At 68.8% G+C, this 19,440-nt stretch carries 19 protein-coding genes and 1 pseudogene; 12 read left to right on the forward strand and 8 right to left on the reverse strand.

Annotated features, from left to right (window positions below):
* The first annotated feature begins 98 nt into the window (after window positions 1–98).
* The 8 genes from sucC (at window position 99) to K2Y03_RS00845 (ending at window position 7,264) form a co-directional block, all read left to right on the forward strand.
* The gene (sucC, locus tag K2Y03_RS00810; protein WP_294087487.1) at window positions 99–1,298 is read left to right on the forward strand and encodes an ADP-forming succinate--CoA ligase subunit beta; all 1,200 of its coding nucleotides are present in this window, start codon (window positions 99–101) and stop codon (window positions 1,296–1,298) included.
* A complete protein-coding gene (locus K2Y03_RS00815) occupies window positions 1,295–1,711 on the forward strand; it encodes a PaaI family thioesterase (RefSeq protein ID WP_294087489.1) in 417 nt (138 codons plus the stop codon). Before sucC ends, K2Y03_RS00815 begins: the two co-directional genes overlap by 4 nt.
* A gap of 64 nt (window positions 1,712–1,775) precedes the next feature.
* Window positions 1,776–2,324, forward strand: coding sequence for a chlorite dismutase family protein (locus K2Y03_RS00820; RefSeq protein ID WP_294087490.1), 549 nt, complete (start codon window positions 1,776–1,778; stop codon window positions 2,322–2,324).
* 102 nt (window positions 2,325–2,426) lie between these two features.
* Window positions 2,427–3,176, forward strand: a complete 750-nt coding sequence (locus K2Y03_RS00825) for an electron transfer flavoprotein subunit beta/FixA family protein (protein WP_294087491.1) — start codon at window positions 2,427–2,429, stop codon at window positions 3,174–3,176.
* Window positions 3,173–4,102, forward strand: a complete 930-nt coding sequence (locus tag K2Y03_RS00830; RefSeq protein ID WP_294087492.1) for an FAD-binding protein — start codon at window positions 3,173–3,175, stop codon at window positions 4,100–4,102. Before K2Y03_RS00825 ends, K2Y03_RS00830 begins: the two co-directional genes overlap by 4 nt.
* Before the next feature lie 3 nt (window positions 4,103–4,105).
* Window positions 4,106–4,537: a PaaI family thioesterase gene (locus K2Y03_RS00835; protein ID WP_294087493.1), complete on the forward strand. Its 432-nt coding sequence runs from the start codon at window positions 4,106–4,108 to the stop codon at window positions 4,535–4,537.
* A 53-nt stretch (window positions 4,538–4,590) separates the two neighbouring features.
* Window positions 4,591–5,898 carry a PepSY domain-containing protein gene (locus K2Y03_RS00840; RefSeq protein WP_294087494.1) on the forward strand — a complete coding sequence of 436 codons (1,308 nt, stop codon included), beginning with the start codon at window positions 4,591–4,593 and terminating at the stop codon, window positions 5,896–5,898.
* A gap of 118 nt (window positions 5,899–6,016) precedes the next feature.
* Window positions 6,017–7,264: a dipeptidase gene (locus K2Y03_RS00845; RefSeq protein WP_294087496.1), complete on the forward strand. Its 1,248-nt coding sequence runs from the start codon at window positions 6,017–6,019 to the stop codon at window positions 7,262–7,264.
* An 86-nt stretch (window positions 7,265–7,350) separates the two neighbouring features.
* On the opposite strand, the gene K2Y03_RS00850 is transcribed toward K2Y03_RS00845, so the two are convergent.
* The 3 genes from K2Y03_RS00850 to K2Y03_RS00860 form a co-directional block, all read right to left on the reverse strand.
* Window positions 7,351–8,355 (reverse strand): histone deacetylase family protein, encoded by a 1,005-nt coding sequence (locus tag K2Y03_RS00850; RefSeq protein WP_294087497.1) that lies wholly within the window; start codon window positions 8,353–8,355, stop codon window positions 7,351–7,353.
* Window positions 8,355–9,551 (reverse strand): Na+/H+ antiporter NhaA, encoded by a 1,197-nt coding sequence (nhaA, locus tag K2Y03_RS00855; protein ID WP_294087499.1) that lies wholly within the window; start codon window positions 9,549–9,551, stop codon window positions 8,355–8,357. Before nhaA ends, K2Y03_RS00850 begins: the two co-directional genes overlap by 1 nt.
* Before the next feature lie 62 nt (window positions 9,552–9,613).
* Entirely contained in the window at window positions 9,614–11,218 is a 1,605-nt protein-coding gene (locus K2Y03_RS00860) for a lysine--tRNA ligase (protein ID WP_294087500.1), read from the reverse strand.
* An 86-nt stretch (window positions 11,219–11,304) separates the two neighbouring features.
* Here K2Y03_RS00860 and K2Y03_RS00865 point away from each other — a divergent pair, with 86 nt between their 5' ends.
* The 4 genes from K2Y03_RS00865 to K2Y03_RS00880 are packed head-to-tail and all read left to right on the forward strand — an operon-like array spanning window position 11,305 to window position 15,421.
* Complete coding sequence (locus tag K2Y03_RS00865; RefSeq protein ID WP_294087501.1) at window positions 11,305–11,634, forward strand: helix-turn-helix transcriptional regulator; 330 nt, start codon at window positions 11,305–11,307, stop codon at window positions 11,632–11,634.
* Complete coding sequence (locus K2Y03_RS00870) at window positions 11,631–12,131, forward strand: SRPBCC domain-containing protein (RefSeq protein WP_294087502.1); 501 nt, start codon at window positions 11,631–11,633, stop codon at window positions 12,129–12,131. The genes K2Y03_RS00865 and K2Y03_RS00870 overlap by 4 nt, the downstream gene beginning before the upstream one ends.
* Window positions 12,132–12,167: 36 nt before the next feature.
* Window positions 12,168–14,882 (forward strand): ATP-dependent DNA helicase, encoded by a 2,715-nt coding sequence (locus tag K2Y03_RS00875; RefSeq protein ID WP_294087504.1) that lies wholly within the window; start codon window positions 12,168–12,170, stop codon window positions 14,880–14,882.
* Entirely contained in the window at window positions 14,879–15,421 is a 543-nt protein-coding gene (locus K2Y03_RS00880; RefSeq protein ID WP_294087506.1) for a histidine phosphatase family protein, read from the forward strand. Before K2Y03_RS00875 ends, K2Y03_RS00880 begins: the two co-directional genes overlap by 4 nt.
* Before the next feature lie 18 nt (window positions 15,422–15,439).
* Here K2Y03_RS00880 and K2Y03_RS00885 read toward each other — a convergent pair whose 3' ends face one another.
* The 5 genes and pseudogenes from K2Y03_RS00885 to K2Y03_RS00905 form a co-directional block, all read right to left on the reverse strand.
* Complete coding sequence (locus tag K2Y03_RS00885; RefSeq protein ID WP_294087509.1) at window positions 15,440–16,672, reverse strand: cyclopropane-fatty-acyl-phospholipid synthase family protein; 1,233 nt, start codon at window positions 16,670–16,672, stop codon at window positions 15,440–15,442.
* 29 nt (window positions 16,673–16,701) lie between these two features.
* Window positions 16,702–17,469 carry a molybdopterin-dependent oxidoreductase gene (locus tag K2Y03_RS00890; RefSeq protein ID WP_294087511.1) on the reverse strand — a complete coding sequence of 256 codons (768 nt, stop codon included), beginning with the start codon at window positions 17,467–17,469 and terminating at the stop codon, window positions 16,702–16,704.
* Entirely contained in the window at window positions 17,466–18,242 is a 777-nt protein-coding gene (locus tag K2Y03_RS00895) for a cytochrome b/b6 domain-containing protein (RefSeq protein ID WP_294087513.1), read from the reverse strand. The genes K2Y03_RS00890 and K2Y03_RS00895 overlap by 4 nt, the downstream gene beginning before the upstream one ends.
* Window positions 18,243–18,363: 121 nt before the next feature.
* The gene (locus tag K2Y03_RS00900; protein WP_294087516.1) at window positions 18,364–19,122 is read right to left on the reverse strand and encodes a sulfite exporter TauE/SafE family protein; all 759 of its coding nucleotides are present in this window, start codon (window positions 19,120–19,122) and stop codon (window positions 18,364–18,366) included.
* 46 nt (window positions 19,123–19,168) lie between these two features.
* Window positions 19,169–19,369, reverse strand: a pseudogene (locus K2Y03_RS00905) (23S rRNA (adenine(2503)-C(2))-methyltransferase RlmN); the annotation flags it as partial.
* Between the last annotated feature and the right edge of the window lie 71 nt (window positions 19,370–19,440).

Below are 19,440 nucleotides of genomic sequence, written 5' to 3' on the forward strand. Positions count from 1 at the left end.
GGCCGCGCGCGCTTGGCGAGCGCTCTGGATTCCGCGACACGGCTGTGCTTTACGCGTCGCCAACCGATCCACCTTCTTGTGAAAGGCTCAGGCCCTCCATGAACATCCACGAATATCAGGCCAAGGAATTGCTGGCGAAATTCGGCGTGCCGGTGCCGGCGGGCCATGCCGCGATGAGCGTTGACGAAGCGGTGGAAGCCGCCCGTCAGCTGCCCGGGCCGCTCTATGTGGTGAAGGCGCAGATCCATGCCGGCGGGCGCGGCAAGGGCAAGTTCAAGGAGCTGCCGGCGGACGCCAAGGGCGGCGTGCGGCTGGCCAAGACGCTGGACGAGGTGCGCGCGGCGGCGGCCGAAATGCTCGGCAACACGCTCGTCACCGTGCAGACCGGCCCGCACGGCAAGCAGGTCAACCGCCTTTACGTGACCGACGGGGTGGATATCGCGCGCGAATTCTATCTCGCGCTGCTCGTCAACCGCGCGACCGGCCGCATCGGCATGGTCGTGTCGACCGAGGGCGGCATGGACATCGAAACCGTGGCGCACGACACGCCGGAGAAAATCCACACCATCGACATCGATCCCGCCACCGGCTTCATGCCGCACCATGGCCGCAGCGTGGCGGCGGCGCTGGGCCTGTCGGGCGATCTGGCCAAGCAGGCGGCGAATGTCGCGGCCAGGCTTTATGACGCGTTCCTCGGCACTGATGCCAGCCAGATCGAGATCAACCCGCTGGCGGTGACGGCGGACGGCAAGCTGATGGTGCTCGACGCCAAGGTCGGCTTCGATTCGAACGCGATGTTCCGCCACAAGGACCTGGCCGAACTGCGCGATGAGACCGAGGAAGACCCGATGGAGCTGGAGGCGAGCAAATATGACCTCGCCTATATCAAGCTCGATGGTGACATTGGCTGCATGGTGAACGGCGCCGGGCTCGCCATGGCGACGATGGACATCATCAAGCTCAATGGCATGTTCCCGGCCAATTTCCTCGACGTGGGCGGCGGCGCCAACAAGGAAAAGGTGACGGCCGCGTTCAAGATCATCCTGAGCGACCCGGCGGTGAAGGGCATTCTGGTCAACATCTTCGGCGGCATCATGCGCTGCGACATCATTGCCGAAGGGATTGTCGCCGCTGCCAAGGAAGTGAATCTGCAGGTGCCGCTGGTCGTCCGGCTGGAAGGCACCAATGTGCAGCAGGGCAAGGACATTCTGGCCAATTCGGGGCTGGCGATCGTGCCGGCGAACGATCTGGGCGACGCGGCGAAGAAGATCGTGGCCGAGGTGAAGGCGGCGGCGTGAGCGACGCCGCTCGCCCCACGCTCGACCAGCTGAGGGCGATCTGCGCGGCGTCGCCGTTCGACGCCTGGGCAGGGTTCGATCTGGTCGCGGCACAGGACGGGCGCGCCGAACTTCGCGTCGCGCAGCGTGCCGACCTGCTGCAACAAAGCGCCTTCCTGCATGCCGGCGTGCTGGGCGCGCTGATCGACCGGGCAGCGGGCTTTGCCGCCGCTTCGGTCGCCGGCGGCGTGATCACCGCCAGCTATCAGACCAACATGTACCGCCCGGCCGTGGGCGAGGCCTTCGTCGCACGCGCCCGGGTCGTTCGCGCCGGCAAGCGACAGATCTTTGCCGAGGCCGAGGTGTTCGCCCTCTCCGGCGGGCAGGAAACGCTGGTCGCCGGCGGCACCGCGATTCTGATGACGCTGGGGTAAAGGGCGGCGTAACCGGCAGCGCCGTTGTGCCGAATCCACGCCTGAAACGGGTGTGGAGGCGACGATGGATGTCTTGACGGTGCGTTTTGTCGGGGCGGATCAGGGCCCCTGGGCGGTCAGCGCGCAGCATGCCGTGATCGGCGCGCCACTGCCCGAAGTGCGCGCGCTGGAGCGGGTGGTCGGCCCCGGCGCCGACCCGCAAGGCGCCGGCTGGACACTGCGCAGCTTCACCAGCAACCTGCGCTACACCACCGCGCACGAGGCCGCCGCGATGGCCGCGCGGCAGGAAGGGCTGGGCCGCCCCCATGCGGTGTGCGCGGCGCTGATCCCGATCCGCAAATCGCCCGACTGGTGGGCGCTGGGCCAGGACGAGCGGCGCGAAATCTATGAGGAACGCTCGCGCCACACCAGCATCGGCATGGAGTATCTGCCGCAGATCGCGCGCAAGCTGCACCATTGCCGCGACCTGGGCGAGCCGTTCGACTTCCTGACCTGGTTCGAATTCGCGCCCGCCGATACCGCGCGGTTCGACGATCTGGTCGGCCGCCTGCGCGCGACCGAGGAATGGCGCTATGTCGACCGCGAAATCGACATCCGGCTGAATTTGGCTTGACGCGCGCGCGCCAACGTCACTTCTAGGCTTGTGCACCCCGGCCCAGTTGCGGCATGGCGGCGTTCATTGACGTTCACGTAAAGCGATTTTCCAGGAGCGCGCATGAAGATCCTCGTCCCCGTCAAGCGCGTGCTTGACTATAACGTAAAGCCCCGCGTGAAGGCGGACGGCTCCGGCGTTGACCTTGCCAATGTCAAGATGAGCATGAACCCGTTCGACGAAATCGCCGTCGAGGAAGCCATCCGCCTGAAGGAAAAGGGCGTAGCGACCGAGGTGGTGGCAGTGTCGATCGGCGAGGCCAAGGCACAGGAAACGCTGCGCACCGCGCTGGCCATGGGCGCCGACCGCGCCATCCTGGTGGTGAGCGAGAGCGCTGTCGAGCCGCTGGGTGTCGCCAAGCTCTTAAAGGCGATCTGCGACGAGGAGCAGCCGGGCCTGGTCATTCTGGGCAAGCAGGCGATCGATGACGACAACAACCAGACCGGGCAGATGCTCGCCGCGCTGACCGGCTGGGGCCAGGGCACTTTTGCCTCCAAGGTGGAGATCGCCGGCACCGAAGCCACCGTCACCCGCGAAGTCGATGGCGGGCTGGAGACGGTGTCGCTCGCGCTGCCCGCGATCGTCACCACCGACCTGCGCCTCAACGAGCCGCGCTATGCCTCGCTCCCCAACATCATGAAGGCCAAGTCGAAGCCGCTCAGCACAAAGACGCCGGCCGATTACGGCGTTGACGTCGCGCCGCGCGTCACCGTGGTGTCGGTCGCCGAGCCGCCCAAGCGCACCGCCGGCATCAAGGTGCCCGATGTCGATACGCTGGTCGCCAAGCTCAAGGAAATGGGAGTTGCCAAGTGAAGACGCTGGTCTGGGTCGAGCATGACGGTGCCGCCGTCAAGGACGCCACGCTCGCCGCGGTGACCGCCGCCGGCAAGCTGGGCGAGGTGCATCTGCTGGTCGCGGGCGCGGGCGTCGGCGGCGTGGCGGAACAGGCCGCGCGCATCGCCGGCGTCACCACCGTGCACGTAGCGGACGATGCCGCTTATGGCCATGCGCTGGCGGAAAATGTCGCGCCGCTGGTCGCCGCGCTGATGGCCGGGCACGACGCCTTTGTCGCGCCCGCCACCACCAACGGCAAGAACATCGCGCCGCGCGTCGCAGCGCTGCTCGACGTGATGCAGATTTCGGAAATCCTGTCGGTGGAAGGCGACAAGACCTTCACCCGCCCGATCTATGCCGGGAATGCGATTGCCACCGTCACCACGTCGGACGCCAAGCTGGTGCTGACGGTGCGCGGCACCGCCTTTGCCAAGGCAGCGGCCGAGGGCGGCAGCGCCACCATCGAAGCGGTGGCGGGCACGGGGGACAAGGGTGTCTCGCGCTTCGTATCGGCGGAGATCGCCAAGTCGGAACGGCCCGAACTGACCAGCGCCAAGGTCATCGTCTCGGGCGGCCGCGCTTTGCAGAACAGCGAGAATTTCCATTCGGTGATCGAGCCGCTGGCCGACAAGCTGGGCGCCGCGGTCGGCGCCAGCCGTGCAGCGGTGGACGCCGGCTATGTGCCCAATGACTATCAGGTCGGGCAGACCGGCAAGATCGTGGCGCCCGAAGTCTATATCGCGGTCGGCATTTCGGGCGCGATCCAGCATCTGGCCGGGATGAAGGATTCCAAGACCATCATCGCCATCAACAAGGATGAGGATGCCCCCATCTTCCAGGTGGCGGACATCGGCCTGGTCGGCGACCTGTTCAAGCTGGTGCCCGAACTGACCGAGAAGCTGTGAGGCATGGCGGCGCGGACCAACCGGACCAGCGTCGCAAAGCTCAACGCTGCCAATCTGGGCAAGCTGCCCGGCCATCTGGGGCTGGAGATTACCGAGGTGGCGCCGGGCCGGGTGGCCGGGCGCTTCCCGGTGCGCGACGATCTGGTCGCGCATACCGGCTATCTGCTGGCGGGCGCGGTGCTGAGCGTCGCCGACATTCTTTGCGCCTATGGCGTGTCGACGGTGTGGCCCGACGACGCCACCGGCTTCACCACGGCGGAAGTGAAGTGCAACTTCATGGGCACCGCGATTGCCGGCGACGTGACCTGCGTCGCCACGCTGCTGCACGGCGGGCGCACCACGCAGGTGTGGGACGCGGAACTGACCGAGGCCGCCACGGGCAAGCGGCTGGCGATGTTCCGCTGCACGCAAATATTGCTGTATCCCAAGGGATAAGCGGCATTTTCAGGCGAGACAGGCGCGCGCGCTCGCGCTAATCGGCGCGCACCATGGCCAATGTGTATCGCACCCTGTGGCGCTGGCATTTCTATGCCGGGCTGTTTGTGATCCCCTTCATCCTCATCCTGTCGGTGACGGGCGCGCTCTATCTGTTCAAGCCCCAGATCGACGCGGCCGAGGAGCGCAGCTTTGCAGCGCCCCCGGCAACCGTCACCGTCTCGCCCGAGGCGCAGCGCGACGCCGCGCTCGCCGCCTTTCCGGGCGCGCGCTTCCACAGTTACCGCCTGCCCCGCGCGGCTGGCGATCCGGCGATGATCCATCTCGCGCTGCCGGGCAGCGAGGCGATGCGCGACGTGTTCGTCGCCGCCGATGGCCGCGTGCTGGGCAGCCTGGACCCGGAGATGCGGCTCACCACGCTGCTGTCGCACCTGCACGGTTCGCTGCTGGCGGGCTTCTGGGGATCGGTGCTGGTCGAGCTGGCGGCGAGCTGGGCAATCGTGATGGTGCTGAGCGGACTCTATCTGTGGTGGCCGCGCGGCCGCGGCGCGGCGGGCGTGGTGTGGCCGCGCCTGTCGGGCGGCGCGCGGCTGTTCTGGCGCGATCTGCACGCGGTGACCGGCTTCTGGGTCGCCGGCCTCGCGCTGGTGTTGCTGCTGACCGGCCTGCCCTGGACGCATATATGGGGTGAGGGGTTCAAGCAGCTGCGCGCGATGACCACCGCGACCGCGCCCGACTGGAAGCTGGGGCTGCACGACGCGCATGACCATCAGGCAATGCTCGACAGCGCCAGCGTGACCGGCCCGGTGCGGCTGAACGCGCTGGTCGCCCGCGCGGTGGCCGAGCGGCTGCCCTTCCCGGCATCGGTCGTGGCACCGGGCGCGCGGTCGCCCGGCGTCTGGACGATCCGCGCCGACCCGCAGAACCGGCCGCTCGCGCGCAGCATCACCATCGATGCGCAGACCGGCCGCACGCTGGCCCGCAAGACCTTTGCCGACAAGCCGCTGGCTGACCGCATCATCGGCTATGGCATTGCCTGGCATGAGGGGCAGCTGCTGGGTGCGTTCAACCAGGCGGTGGGGGTGCTGACGGCGGTGGCGCTGGTCACGCTCAGCGTCTCGGGCTTCATCCTGTGGCGCCGGCGCAAGCCCGCACAAGCACTGGGCGCGCCGCCGGCACCCGCGCTGCCGCCGCGCATCGGCGGGGTGGTAGCGATCATCGGCATGCTCGCGCTGCTGCTGCCGATGCTGGCGGTGTCGCTGCTGCTGCTGTGGCTGTTCGACCGGCTGGTGCTGCCGCGCCTGCCGGGGCTGGCGGCCTGGCTGGGGGTGGCGCCCGCCGCCAGACTGGGCCAGAGTTGATTGCGGCGGTGCCAGCCCGCTCCCCCACCCGGGGTCCCACACGATACTACCGATGGGAGGCCGGGTGGGGGAGCGGGCTGGTACCGTGTCGCCACAGGCGACCAATAGGAGTCTCCCGATGCTGTCGATCCTGCTGCCGATGCTCGCCGCCGCCACCTCCGCCCCGCCGCTCGCGCCGCCGGCCGATGAGGCCGCGCTAAAGGCGCGGGTGGAGCGGGTGCTGGCGGCAAGCCCGGTGATCGACGGGCATAATGATCTCGCCTGGGCGATCCGCGAGGATCAGGAGGGCATCATCCCCGATCTGAACGCCGACACCCGCCGCCTGCCGGTGCCGCTGCAGACCGACTGGGCGCGCGCCCGCGCCGGCCATCTGGGCGGACAATTCTGGTCGGTCTATGTCGATACCCAGGCGAGCGGCGCGCGCGCGGTGGAAATGACGCTGGAACAGATCGATACGGTGAAGCGCGTCGCCGCCGCCTATCCACAGGTGCTGCAGCTGGCGGGCACCGCGGCGGAGGTGCGCGCGGCGATGCGCGCCGGGCGGATCGCCTCGCTGATGGGGGTGGAAGGCGGGCACCAGATCGACGGGCGCCTCTCGGTACTGCGCCAATATCATGCGCTGGGCGTGCGCTACATGACGCTCACCCATTTCAAGAGCCTCAGCTGGGCCGATGCCTCGACCGACGCGCCGCGCGCCAATGGCCTGTCGCCCTTCGGCCGCCAGGTGGTGGCGGAGATGAACCGGCTGGGGATGATCATCGATGTCAGCCATGTCTCCGACGCGACGATGGCGGCGGCGGTGGCGGAAAGCGCCGCGCCGGTCATCGCCTCCCATTCCGGCGCGCGGGGCGTGGCGGCGGCGCCGCGCAACGTGCCCGATGATCTGATCCGCGCGGTGGCGGCGAAGGGCGGGGTGATCATGGTCAGCTTCTATCCCGGCCATCTGAGCGATGGCTGGCGCGCCTGGGACGCGGCGCGCACCGCCTTTGCCCGCAGCGCCGGCGTGAAGGCCGATGTCTATGGCCCGCGCAGCCCCGCCCCGCTGGTCGCGTGGGAAGCCAGCCACCCGGCGCCGCGCGTGACGGCGGCGACGATTGCCGACCATATCGAGCATATCGCGCGGCTGGGCGGGCAGGGCGCGGTCGGCATCGGCGCCGATTTCGAAGGGATTGCCGGCAATGCTCCCGCCGATGTGCCGGGGGTGGACGGCTATCCGGCGGTCTTCATCGAACTCGCCCGGCGCGGCTGGAGCGACGCCGCGCTCGCCGGCCTTGCCCAGGGCAATGTGCTGCGCGTGTTGGAAAAGGTGGAAGGCATCGCCGCCGCCCGCAGGGGGGATCCACCGGCCGACAAGCTGGACAACTGAATTTCAGTATCCACGAGATGCTCTTTTTTGGGTTTTGGGGAAGGCGGTGGCCTTCCCCGGCACCGGCCCGCTCCCTACCAAAAACTTCAAAACCCGCTCAGCAGGCTGCTGACATTGGCGCCCAGTGCGGGAATCGCATAGCCGCCCTCCATCAGCAGCACCGTCGGCAGCCCGGCCGCTGCCAGGTCCTGCCCCAGCACCGCATAATCTTGCGTCGTCAGCTTGAAGTGGCTGATCGGGTCGCCCTCCCAGGTGTCGGCGCCAAAGCTTACCACCAGCAGCTTGGCGCCGAAGGCCGCGATCGCCTCCAGCGCCGTCTGCTGCGCGCGGCGGAAGGCGGTGAGCGTCGTCCCCTGCGGCAGCGGCAGGTTGAGTGTCGCCCCTTCGCCCGCCCCCTCGCCGCGCTCATCGGCATGGCCCCAGTAAAAGGGATAGTCGGTCACCGGGTCGGCATGGATCGAGGCGTAGTACACGTCGCCGCGCGCCCAGAAAATGTCCTGCGTGCCATTGCCGTGGTGATAGTCGATGTCGAGCACCGCGACCCGCTGCCGCCCGGCGGCGCGCGCGGCCTCTGCCACCACGGCGGCGGCGTTCAGATAGCAATAGCCACCCATATAATCGGCGCCGGCATGGTGGCCCGGCGGCCGGCACAGCGCAAAGGCCGCCCGCTCGCCGCCCAGCACCGCGTCGAGCGCGGCCAGCCCGCTCTGGCAGCTCCAATAGGCCGCGTCCCAGCTGGCCGGCGTCAGCGGGGTGGCGGCATCGAAGCTGAACTGGCCGATCAGCGCATCGATCCGCTGCAGGTTGAGCGGCCGCCGCCCGACCACCGGCCAGACATAGCCGATCGCATCACCCGGCCGCCCGGCGGCGGACCACAGCACGGGCGCGGTTTTCAGAAAGTCGATATAGGCGGCCGAGTGGACGGCGGCGACCGGCGCCTCGCCCCGGTCGGCGGGCGCCTCCACCCGGCCCAGCGCCGCGCGGATCGCCTCTGCCCGCGCCGGTGCCTCGGCATAGTCGGTAAAGCCGCCATTGTGCAGTTCCCGCGCCGGCGCGTGCGCCAGCTGGCGAGGGGAAAAGAACGCGCGCATCATTCCTCCTTCGCGGCGAGCCGCAGCACCGCATAGCCGGCAATCGCCGACACCAGCGAGCCCGTCAGCACGCCCAGCTTCACCTGCGCCAGCAGCGCCGGCTGATCGGGAAAGGCCAGCGTGCCGATGAACAGGCTCATCGTGAAGCCGATGCCGCCCAGCAGCGCGACGCCGTAAATCTGCAGCCAGCCCGCCCCGCCCGGCCGCCGCGCGATCTTCCACCTTTCGGCCAGCCACACCGCGCCCAAGATGCCCGCCTGCTTGCCCAGGATCAGCCCCAGCGCAATCGCCCAGACCAGCGCGCTGCCCAGCGCGGCGCCGGCCAGCACCACGCCGGCATTGGCCAGCGCGAACAGCGGCACGATGGCATAGGCCACCCAGGGTGCCAGCCCGTGCTCCAGCCGGTGCAGCGGCGAGTGGTGCGCATCGGGGGCACCGCGTGTGCGGTCGAACGGAATGAAGGCGGCCGCCGCCACGCCGGCCACGGTTGCATGCACGCCCGACAGCAGCACCAGCCACCACAGCAGCACGAACGCCGCGCCATAGGGCCACAGCCTTCGCACGCCCTGCGCGTTCATTGCCGCCATCAGCGCCAGCACGCCTGCTGCCGCCGCCAGCGCGGCCAGATCGAGCCCGTGGCTATAGGCAAGCGCAATGATCGCCACCGCGCCCATATCGTCGACGATCGCCACCGTCGTAAGGAACAGTTTGAGCGCCGCCGGCACCCGCTTGCCGAGCAGCGCCATTACGCCGATGGCAAAGGCGATGTCGGTCGCCGCCGGTATCGCCCAGCCGGCGCGCAGCGCGGGCACGCCGCCGGCCACCGCCAGATAAACGAGCGCCGGGGCCAGCATGCCCGCCGCCGCCGCCAGCACCGGCAGCCGCCGCCGCGCCGGCTGGGTCAGCTCGCCATCGGCCAGCTCGCGCTTGATCTCCAGCCCCACCAGCAGGAAGAACAGCGCCATCAGCCCGTCGTTGATCCACAGCTCCACCGTCAGCGGGCCGTGCCCCGGCACCAGCACCGGACCCAGCGGCTGGTGCAGGAGCGCGGCATAGACGGGCGCGGTCGCGGGCAGATTGGCAAGCAGCAGCGCGGCAAACGCGGCCGCCATCAGCACGATGCCGCCCTTCGCCTCCCCCGCCAGGAAAGCGCGCAGTGCAGAGGTCACGCCCCGCCGGCTGATGATCCCCCTCATCCCCATGGCCGCCTTATTCGCCGCAAGCCGGGCCTTGCGCAATCGAAACCGGGCAGCCGCCCTTATTGGGGCGCGGCGGGGCTCCCTTCGGCCGCTGATGCCAGTGCCTCGGATATCAGCGCGCGGGTGCCGGCAATGCCGTAAAGCGCGATGAAGCTGCCCATGCGCGGCCCCTGGCTGGAGCCGAGCAGCGTTTCGTACAGCGCCTTGAACCAGTCGCGCAGCCGTTCCTTGCCGAAGCGCGCCTTGCCGATTTCATAGACGTCGTTCTGGATCGCTTCCGCATCCGCCGCGGACCGCGCGGCGAGCGCGGCGTCGAGATCGGCCAGCCCTTGCGCTTCCTCCGCCGTCGGCGCGCGGCGCTTCAGCGTCGGCGCCACATAGTCGCGGTTATAGGCCAGCGCCCGGTCGATCAGCGTCGTCAGCGCGGGATAAGCTTCCGGGCTCGCATCGGGCACATAATTGGCAAGATAGCCCCACACCTGCGCGGGCGTGGCCCCCGCGCCCATCACGCCGACCAGATTGAGCAGCAGCCCGAAGGTGACGGGCAGCGCGTCGGCTGGCGGCGGGCCATTATGGATATGGTGCACCGGGTTGCCCAGCCGTTGCTCGACGGGCTGATCGGCATAGGCCGCGCGGAACTGCCAATAATCATCCACCGCGCGGGGGATGACGCCCATGTGCAAGGCCTTGGCCTTTTTCGGCTCGCGATAGATGTAGAAGGCCAGGCTCTCGTCCGAGCCATAGGTCAGCCATTGCTCCAGGCTGAGGCCATTGCCCTTGGACTTAGAAATCTTCTCGCCCTTTTCGTCGAGGAACATCTCGTAGTTGAAGCCCTCGGGCGGCCGCGCGCCCAGCACGCGCGTGATCTTGCCCGACTGGATGACCGAATCGATCAGGTCCTTGCCGGCCATCTCGTAATCGACGCCCAGCGCGACCCAGCGCATTGCCCAGTCGACCTTCCATTGCAGCTTGGCGCCGCCCGACAGGATCGACTGTTCGATCACGTCGCCATCGTCGGTGAAGCGCACGATCCCCGCCTCGGCATCGACCACCTCGACCGGCACCTGCAGCACCACGCCCGATTTGGGGCTGATCGGCAGCACCGGCGAATAGGTCGCCTGCCGCTCGGCGCGCAGCGTGGGCAGCATCACTCCCATGATCGCGTCATAATGGCGCAGCACCGCGCGCAAGGCGTCGTCGAACCGGCCCGACGTGTAATAATCGGTGGAGGAGGCGAATTCATACTCGAAGCCGAAGCGGTCGAGAAACGCGCGCAGCATCGCGTTATTATGGTGCGCGAAGCTTTCGTACTTTTCGAACGGGTCGGGCACCCTGGTCAGCGGGTGACCCAGATAGGCGCCCAGCATGGCCTGGTTCGGCACATTGTCCGGCACCTTGCGCAGCCCGTCCATATCGTCGCTGAACGCGATCAGCCGGGTCGGCGCGCCGGTCAGTGTTTCATAGGCGCGGCGCACCATCGTCGTGCGCAGCACTTCGTTGAAGGTGCCGATATGGGGCAGGCCCGACGGGCCATAGCCGGTTTCGAACAGCACCGGCACGCCGCCGGGCTTGCCGCCGGGATAGCGCGCCAGCAACTTGCGCGCCTCTTCATAGGGCCAGGCCTTGGACTCGAGCGCGGCGCGCAGGGTATCGGGATCGGTCATAACGCCAAAGGCTCTGCCGCGCCCGCGCTTCCGACGCAACCATTTGCCGCTTGTATGTGTTGCAGTTGTTATATAACGATGTAGTTATGGAATCGCAGCTTGATCGGCAGTTCGCGGCGCTCGCCGATCCCACCCGCCGGGCGATCCTCGCGCGTTTGGCGAAGGGGGAGGCAACCGTCGGCGAACTGGCGCGGCCGTTCGGCATCAGCCAGCCTGCGATTTCACGGCATCTGAAAGTGCTCGAAGCCGCCGGGCTGATCGAGGGCACACGCGCGGCACAGGCCCGCCCCCGGCGGCTGAAGGCGGAAGGGCTTGCCGAGGCGCGGGCGTGGATCGACGGCTTCGCTGATTATTGGCGCGACAATTTTGACCGGCTCGACGCGCTGCTCGGCCAAATGGAAGGACCAAAGCCATGACGACCCCGCGCTTCACCACCATCCGCCATTTCGCGGCCCCCCGCGCGCGCGTTTGGGCGGCCTGGACGCAGCCCAATCAACTCGTCCAGTGGTTCGGGCCGAAGGGCAGCGCGGGGACGATCCTTGCGTTCGATCTGCGTCCGGGCGGTGTATGGCGTGGCCGGATGGAGGCGCCCGACGGCGGCGTGATGTTCAGCAAATTCGTGTTCCGCGAGGTGACGCCACCTGCGCGCCTGGTGTGGATCCACGGCTTCGCGGACGAAGCCGGCAACCGCGCCCGCGCGCCCTTCGCGCCGCAATTCCCGCTCGAACTGCTGACGACCGTGGACTTCGCCGAAGAGGGCGCGGGCACGCTGATCACGCTCAGCTGGGAGCCGCTTGGCGCGACGGCTGAGGAAGAGGCGTTCTTCGCCAGTATGATGGCGTCGATGGAAGGCGGCTGGGCCGGCAGCTTCGAACAGCTCGACTCGTTTCTGCAGGTCAGAACGTCGCGTTAAGTTGCCATGATGTTGGCGATAGGCGAAAGCGGCGCGATGCCGCTTCCCTATCCCGCGCTGCACGCAAGCCATGCCGGCATCTGGCTGGCCAGCGACGACGGCGTGCGCCAGGTGTCGCGGGGGGAGGCGATTGCGCGCGCCGCCGACACGCCGATGATCCTGCTCAACGCGCCGCTGATCGCCGCGCGGCTGGGCCATGGCGAGCTGTCGGGGCTCGACCTGCTCGAACTGTTCGCCTTTCTCCACCCCGCGCGCTTCATGGTGCCAACGCCCAAGGGGCTGGCCGAGGCTGCCGGTCTGCCCCCGCCGGAGAGCGAGGCGGCTGTCGCGCCGCTGCTGCGCGCGGCGGCCGCCCGGCTGATCGCGCGCCTGAGCGGCGACTGGCCGGAGCGGGAGGGGGCCTGGACCGTGCTGCAATCGCTGGCCCGACTGCGCTGGCCTTGGGCCGCCGCCCTTGGCCCCCATATCGCCCGGCCTGACAGTGGCGAGGCGTTCCTGTTCGCGCGCCTGCCCGAATGGCAGGAGGGGGCACCGCGCCCGGCGCCGCGCCCGGTGGCGATCGCGCCCGAGGCCGCGCTTGACCGGCTGACCCGGCTGACCGGGGCGGGGGCAGAGGCGCGCGCCGGCCAGCGCGCCTATGCCGAAGCGGCGAGCGCCGCCTTTGCCCCGCGCGACCGGCGCGACGCGCCCAATATCGTGCTGGCGGAGGCCGGCACCGGCATCGGCAAGACGCTGGGCTATCTAGCCCCCGCCTCGCTCTGGGCGGAAAGCGCGGGCGGGGCGGTGTGGGTGTCCACCTTCACCAAGGCGCTGCAACGCCAGCTGGCGCATGAGACGGTGCGCCTGTTCCCCGATGCGCAGGTCCGCCGCGCCCGCGTCGTCACGCGCAAGGGGCGGGAAAATTACGCCTGCCTGCTCAATCTGGAGGATGCGCTGCAGGGCGGATTTCAGGGGCGCGCGGCGGTCTATGCCCAGCTGGTCGCGCGCTGGGCGGCCTATACCGCCGATGGCGACATGGTCGGCGGCGATCTGCCCGGCTGGCTGCCCACGCTGTTCCGGCGCGGCGGGGGCGGGGCGCTGACCGACCGGCGCGGCGAGTGCGTCTATGCCGGCTGCCCGCATTACCGCAAATGCTTCATCGAACGGGCGGTGCGCGCCAGCGCCGATGCCGACATCGTGATCGCCAACCATGCGCTGGTGCTGGTGAATGCGGCGCGCGGGCGCGAACTGGCGACGCGGCCGGCGCATTACGTGTTCGACGAGGGGCATCATCTGTTCGATGCGGCCGACGCGGTGTTCGGCGTCGCGCTGACGGGGGCGGAAGCAATCGAGCTGAGGCGCTGGGTGCTGGGCCCCGAATCGCGCGCGCGCGGCCGCCGGCGGGGGCTGTCGGCGCGGCTGTCCGACGTGGCAAGCTATGACGCGGCGGGCGCGGCGGCGATTGCGGCGGCGGTCGCGGCGGCCCAGGCGCTGCCGGGCGAGGGCTGGCTCGCCCGGCTGGCGGAAGGCACGCCGTTCGGCCCGGTCGAGGCGCTGCTCGCGGCGGTGCGGGGCCTGGTCTATGCCCGCGATCTGGGCAGCGAGGATGCGGGCTATGGCCTGGAGACCGAACTGGCCGAGCCTGATGCGGCGCTGGTCGAGGCAGCGGGGGGTGCTGCGCGTGCGCTTGCCGATCTGCACCGGCCGCTCGTGGCGCTATCGCGGCGGCTGGAAGCGGTGCTCGACGAGGCGCCCGACTGGCTGGACGGGCCGGCGCGCGCGCGGATCGACGGGGCGATCGCAGCGCTGGGCTGGCGCACCGAAACGGTTGCCGGCTGGCTGGCGCTGGTCGCGCGGGTGGGTGGCCCGGCCGACCCCGATTTCGTCGACTGGCTGGCGGTCGACCGGGTGGAGGGGCGCGATCTCGACGTCGGGCTCCACCGGCGCTGGCTCGATCCTGCCCGGCCACTTGCCGAGGTGGTGCTGAAACCGGCCCAGGGCGTGCTGGTCACCTCGGCGACGCTGCGCGCCGGCGGCGACTGGGCGGTGGCGGAGGCGCGGATCGGCGCCGCCGCGCTCGCCGCGCCGCCCATCCGGTTCGAGGCGGCCAGCCCCTTCGACTATGCCACCCGCGCCGAAGTGCTGATCGTGACCGACATCAAGCGCGGGGATACCGCCGCGCTCGCCAATGCCTATGCCCGGCTGATCGCGGCGGCGGGCGGCGGCACGCTGGGGCTGTTCACTGCCATCCGCCGGCTGCGCGCGGTACATGCGCGCATTGCCGACCGGCTGGCGCGCGACGGCCTGCCGCTCTACGCGCAGCATGTCGACCCGATCGACACCGGCACGCTGGTCGACATGTTTCGCGACGCCCCAAATGCCTCGCTGCTCGGCACCGATGCGCTGCGCGACGGGGTGGATGTGCCCGGCCATTCGCTGCGGCTGGTGGTGCTGGAAGGGGTGCCCTGGGCGAAGCCCGGCGTGCTCCACGCCGCGCGGCGGCTGGCGGGCGGCGGCAGCGCCTATGACGACCGCATCGTGCGCGCGCGGCTGGCACAGGCGTTCGGCCGGCTGATTCGCCGCGCCGATGACCGGGGCGTGTTCGTGCTGCTCTCGGCCGCAGTGCCCAGCCGTCTGCTCGGCGCCTTTCCCGCCGGGGTGCCGGTGGCGCGCGTGACGCTGGACGAGGCGGTGGCCCGGCTTGCCAAACGGCTTTTCACCACGCCCGCGCTGGGGCATGAGGAAGCGGGCCAAGCGAGCGACCGGCAATGAAACATCTGTTCCTTCTGCGCCATGCCAAGTCGGGCTGGGACGATCCCCAGGCGCGCGATTTCGACCGGCGGCTGAACGCGCGCGGCACCCGCGGCGCGGTGACGATGGGGCGCTATCTGAAGGCCGAACGGCTGCGCTTCGACCATGTGCTGGCGTCAGACGCGGCGCGGGTGACGGAGACGATCACCGGCGTCGAGCAGGGCTATGGCGCCCCGCTCCATGCGGTGTGGGAGCGGCGCATCTATCTCGCCTCTGCCAGTGCGCTCATCGATCTGGTCAATGCGCTGCCGGACAGCGCCGGGTCGGCGCTGATGGTGGGGCATAATCCGGGGCTGGAGGATCTGGTGCTCCAGCTGGTGCCGGACGATGCAGCGGATGCGGCGCGCGCGGCGGTCTATGACAAATTCCCCACCGCCGCACTCGCCGAAATCACCTTCGACATCGATCGCTGGGATCAGGTGGCGCGCGGCACCGGGCGGCTCGCCCGCTTCATCCGCCCGCGCGACCTGGACCCCGCGCTGGGGCCGGACGCGGATTAGGGGTGCTGGCGACCGGCGCTAGCCCGGCATGCGCAGCTTGGTTTCGGCCACCGCCATATAGTCGCGGGTGATGGGCAGGGTGTTGCGGTTGCGCGCATATTGCAGCTGGTAGTTGACCAGCCCGCCATAACGGAACGCGCACAGCGCGCCTGCCAGATAGAATTGCCACATCCGAAAGAAGCGCTCGTCATACAGCGCGACAATCGCATCGCGCGCGGCGGTGGTGCGGTCGTACCAGTGCTGCAGCGTATGCGCATAATGCAGCCGCAGCACCTCGACATCGGTCAGGAACATGCGCAGTCCTTCCGATCCGCGCACGATTTCTGAAAGCGCCGGATTATAGCCGCCGGGGAAGATGTATTTGACCGTCCATTTGTCGGTCACCCCCGGCGGGCCGGCGCGGCCGATGGTGTGGAGCAGCATCACGCCATCGGGGGTCAGCAGATCGTGGCACTGGCGAAAGAAGCTGCGGTAATTGGCGGGTCCGACATGCTCGAACATGCCGACCGAGACGATCCGGTCGAAACTGCCGGTGACGTGGCGGTAATCGATCAGCTCGAAGCGCACCTTGTCGGCGACGCCGGCGGCCTCGGCGCGCGCGCGCGCCACTTTCAGCTGTTCCTCCGACAGCGTTACGCCCAGCACCTCGGCGCCGGTCCTGCGGTGGAGATAGAGCGCCATGCCGCCCCAGCCACAGCCAATGTCGAGCACGCGCATGCCCGGCGCCAGTGCAAGCTTGGCGGCGATATGTGCCAGCTTGTCCTGCTGCGCCTGATCGAGCTGGGTGGCGGGATCGGCGAAATAGGCGCAGCTATATTGCCGGTCGGCATCGAGGAACAGGTCATAGAGCCGGTCCGACAGGTCGTAATGATGGGCGACGTTGCGCTTGGCCGCGCGCGCCATGTTGATGCGGCCGACGCGGTGCGTCACCGCTTCCAGCGCGCGGGTCGCCGGGTTGGCGCGCAGCCGGTTCGCGCCCTCCTCCCACCGGTCATTGGCGGTCAGCAGCGTGACGAGGTCGAGCACATCGCCCCCCTCCAGCACCAGCCGGCCGTTCATATAGGCCTCGCCCGCGCCCAGCGCCGGATCGCGCAGAATGGCGCCCACCGCGCCTGCATCGGTGAAGCGGATCGTTACATCGGGAAAGGCCGGGTCGGGCGTGCCGAACATCGCCCGTCGGCCGTCATGGTGAAGGACGGTCAACCGGCCACGCTTCACGGCGCGGGCAAGGAACAGGTCGAGCAACGCCATACGCTATGTCTTGATACGCTATGCTATACTTACAACCCGGCGTACCAGTCATAGTCAACATTGTCTTCCCAATAGCCACCCTGGCCGCCCTGGATATGGGCAAAGGACGACACCGCTTCCATCCGCATAACATATTTGGCCTGTTTATAGCCCAGATGCCGTTCGGCACGCAGGCGCAGCGGGGCGCCGTGCGGCACGGTCACGTTCTTGCCGTTCATCGCCCAGGCCAGAATGGTCTGGGGGTGGAACGCATCGAACATGTCGATCGATTCATAATAGGGATTGACGGCGCCGTGATAATGATCGGCGCAGTGGAAGACGATGTAGCGCGCGGTCGAGCGGACATCAGCGAGCTTCAACAGCGCGCCCACGGTCGGCCCGTGCCACTTGCCGATCGCGGTCCACCCCTCCACACAGTCATGCTTGGTGATCTGGGTGCGCGCGGGCATCGACCTGATCTGCGCGAGCGACAGCGATTGCGGCCGGTTGACCAGCCCGTCGATCACCAGGCGGAAGCTGGCGAAATTTTCCGCCACCCAGCCATTATATTGCTCGCCGCCGGGATTGAGCGTGCCATTCGCCCGGAACACCGGCGACATCTGATCGGCGCGATATTCGGGCGCGAGACTCGCCCGGTCGGTCAGCGCCTGCTGCAGCGAGCGGTGGATCTTGTCCTCGCTGTACAAAATGCCGCGGAAGGTGTCGTTCTGGACCAGCCGGTCGCAGCCCGACAGCAACAGCCCGGCGCCGGCCGAGGCGCCCGTCACCAGCGCGCGGCGGGTGATGATCGTCGTCATGCCTCGCTCTCCTCATGCCCATGGTCCGGCACCCGCCAATAGCCGGTGATCATCGATCCCACCTCGCGCACCGGCCCCGCCAGGATGACCAGCGCCAGATGGACGACGACAAAGCCGATGATGCCGCACATCGCCAGGAAATGGATCGACCGTGCGGAGGCGCGCCCGCCGAACAGCTCCAATATCCACGGCCAGGCCGCGTTGATGCCCGGCGACATGCCAAGCCCGGTCAGGATGATGACGGGCAGCAGCACGAACAGGGTGAAGGCATAGGCGATCTTCTGCAGCACGTTGAACGCGGTGGGGTTGGCGGGATCGTGGAAGCGCAGCGCCAGATGCTCCTTGATATCGTGCCACAGATGCCCGGGCGCGATCTCGTGCGTGCGGATCGTCAGCTGCTTCTGGAAATGCCGGTTGAGCAGGCTGGCGATCATGAAGGCGAGCAGCCCGAAGCCCAGCACCAGCGCGAAGAACAGGTGCCAGCGCCGCGACAGCGAGAGATTGTAGCTGCCCGGAATGGTCATCCAGCTCGGCCAGTGCGGCAGTTCGAGCCAGGGCACGTCCGGCTGCGCGCCGTGCACGCCCCAATAAAGGTGCGGATGGGCGTTGAGAATGCCCAGCCCCGAGCCGATCATGATGAAGATGGTGAACGCATTCACCCAGTGCCACAGCCGGGTGGAAAGCGCATGTTTGTAGAGCCGGCGCGGCGGCGCGGGCGGCGCCTCCACGGGCGCCGCAGCTTGGTGGTCGGCAGGTTCAGCAGCGCTAGCCATCGATCGTCACCCTGTTCTGCGGGGCCGTCTCGCCCTGTTGACAGTTCAACATGACAATACGGTGTTGCTCGCGCAACGGTTACATCGGGTGTACGGCAAGGATTGAAAAAAACGCCGGTATTCAGAAATAGGCGCGCCAGAAGAACACCGCCGTCGTCGCGGCGGTCAGCGCCAGCGTCCAGGCGCGCACGGCGGCCGGGGGCAGATGGTTTCCCAGCTTCGCGCCCGCCCATCCGCCCACCACCGCACCCGCCAGCATCGGCAGGCACGCCCCCCAGCGCACCATGCCATAGCCGATGAACACGATCGCGGCCGCGGTATTGGCAATCGCCAGCATCAGCGTGCGCGGCGCCATCAGCCGGTGCGGCGGCACCCCGGCGAGCAGGCCGTAAGCGGCCGTCGTCATGATGCCCACGCCGCCGCCGAAATAGCCGCCGTAAAGGCCGAGCAGCGCCTGCGTCGCGATCAGCGCGGGCGCGCCGATCTGCACGCGCGCGCGCAACCAGTCCGCCGCGCGCCGGCCGAGCGCGATCGCGGCAAAGGCGATCAGCAGCAGCCAGGGAATGATCAGGTCGAAGGTGCGGGTGGGCGTGAGCACCAGCAGCACGCTGCCCGCCAGCCCGCCGGCAAAGGTGATCGCGCCCAGCATCCGCACCGACACGCCGCCCAGCGGCGCCAGCCCCCGCCGGAAGCCCCAGGCGGCCGACAAGGCGCCCGGCTGCAGCGCCACATTGCTGGTCGCGTTGGCAATCGGCCCGGGCAGACCAAGCGCGATCAGCGCCGGCATCGTCGCAAAGGTGCCGCCCCCGGCCAGCGCATTCATCGCCCCGCCCAGCAGGCCGGCGGCGAGCGGCAGGGCAAATGTCAGCCACTGCGTCATCGAGACCATTCCTGCAGGCTGGCGCGGTGGTGCCGGGCAGCCGCCACTACCCCAAGGCGGCCTGCTTTTCCTCGGCCAGGCGGTCCAGCTCGGCGCGGGTCTTTTTCTCGCTGGCGGTTTTCAGCTGGCCGCACGCCGCGTCGATGTCGCGGCCGCGGGGCGTGCGGGTGGGGGCGGAAATGCCCGCTTCGAACACGATGTTCGAAAACGCCCTGATCCGCTCCGGCGTTGAACATTCGTAAGGGCTCTGTTGCAAACATTGGTGACGGCCGGGCAGCGTCACCCCGTCTGGGGATCAGGCAGCATTGGCAAAATGCT

Origin of the sequence: Sphingomonas sp., assembly GCF_019746015.1 — a bacterium.
In the GTDB taxonomy this organism is placed as follows: Bacteria; Pseudomonadota; Alphaproteobacteria; order Sphingomonadales; family Sphingomonadaceae; genus Sphingomonas.

Excerpts from the sequence above, each read along its gene's own strand:
- K2Y03_RS00840 (WP_294087494.1), top strand. The coding sequence starts at position 4,591 with ATGGCCAATGTGTATCGCACCCTGTGGCGCTGGCATTTCTATGCCGGG.
- sucC (WP_294087487.1), top strand. The coding sequence starts at position 99 with ATGAACATCCACGAATATCAGGCCAAGGAATTGCTGGCGAAATTCGGC.
- K2Y03_RS00900 (WP_294087516.1), bottom strand. The coding sequence starts at position 19,122 with ATGACGCAGTGGCTGACATTTGCCCTGCCGCTCGCCGCCGGCCTGCTG.
- K2Y03_RS00850 (WP_294087497.1), bottom strand. The coding sequence starts at position 8,355 with ATGCGCGCGTTCTTTTCCCCTCGCCAGCTGGCGCACGCGCCGGCGCGG.
- K2Y03_RS00825 (WP_294087491.1), top strand. The coding sequence starts at position 2,427 with ATGAAGATCCTCGTCCCCGTCAAGCGCGTGCTTGACTATAACGTAAAG.
- K2Y03_RS00865 (WP_294087501.1), top strand. The coding sequence starts at position 11,305 with ATGGAATCGCAGCTTGATCGGCAGTTCGCGGCGCTCGCCGATCCCACC.
- K2Y03_RS00875 (WP_294087504.1), top strand. The coding sequence starts at position 12,168 with ATGCCGCTTCCCTATCCCGCGCTGCACGCAAGCCATGCCGGCATCTGG.
- K2Y03_RS00820 (WP_294087490.1), top strand. The coding sequence starts at position 1,776 with ATGGATGTCTTGACGGTGCGTTTTGTCGGGGCGGATCAGGGCCCCTGG.
- K2Y03_RS00880 (WP_294087506.1), top strand. The coding sequence starts at position 14,879 with ATGAAACATCTGTTCCTTCTGCGCCATGCCAAGTCGGGCTGGGACGAT.
- nhaA (WP_294087499.1), bottom strand. The coding sequence starts at position 9,551 with ATGAGGGGGATCATCAGCCGGCGGGGCGTGACCTCTGCACTGCGCGCT.
- K2Y03_RS00870 (WP_294087502.1), top strand. The coding sequence starts at position 11,631 with ATGACGACCCCGCGCTTCACCACCATCCGCCATTTCGCGGCCCCCCGC.
- K2Y03_RS00860 (WP_294087500.1), bottom strand. The coding sequence starts at position 11,218 with ATGACCGATCCCGATACCCTGCGCGCCGCGCTCGAGTCCAAGGCCTGG.
- K2Y03_RS00845 (WP_294087496.1), top strand. The coding sequence starts at position 6,017 with ATGCTGTCGATCCTGCTGCCGATGCTCGCCGCCGCCACCTCCGCCCCG.
- K2Y03_RS00890 (WP_294087511.1), bottom strand. The coding sequence starts at position 17,469 with ATGACGACGATCATCACCCGCCGCGCGCTGGTGACGGGCGCCTCGGCC.
- K2Y03_RS00895 (WP_294087513.1), bottom strand. The coding sequence starts at position 18,242 with ATGGCTAGCGCTGCTGAACCTGCCGACCACCAAGCTGCGGCGCCCGTG.
- K2Y03_RS00835 (WP_294087493.1), top strand. The coding sequence starts at position 4,106 with ATGGCGGCGCGGACCAACCGGACCAGCGTCGCAAAGCTCAACGCTGCC.
- K2Y03_RS00885 (WP_294087509.1), bottom strand. The coding sequence starts at position 16,672 with ATGGCGTTGCTCGACCTGTTCCTTGCCCGCGCCGTGAAGCGTGGCCGG.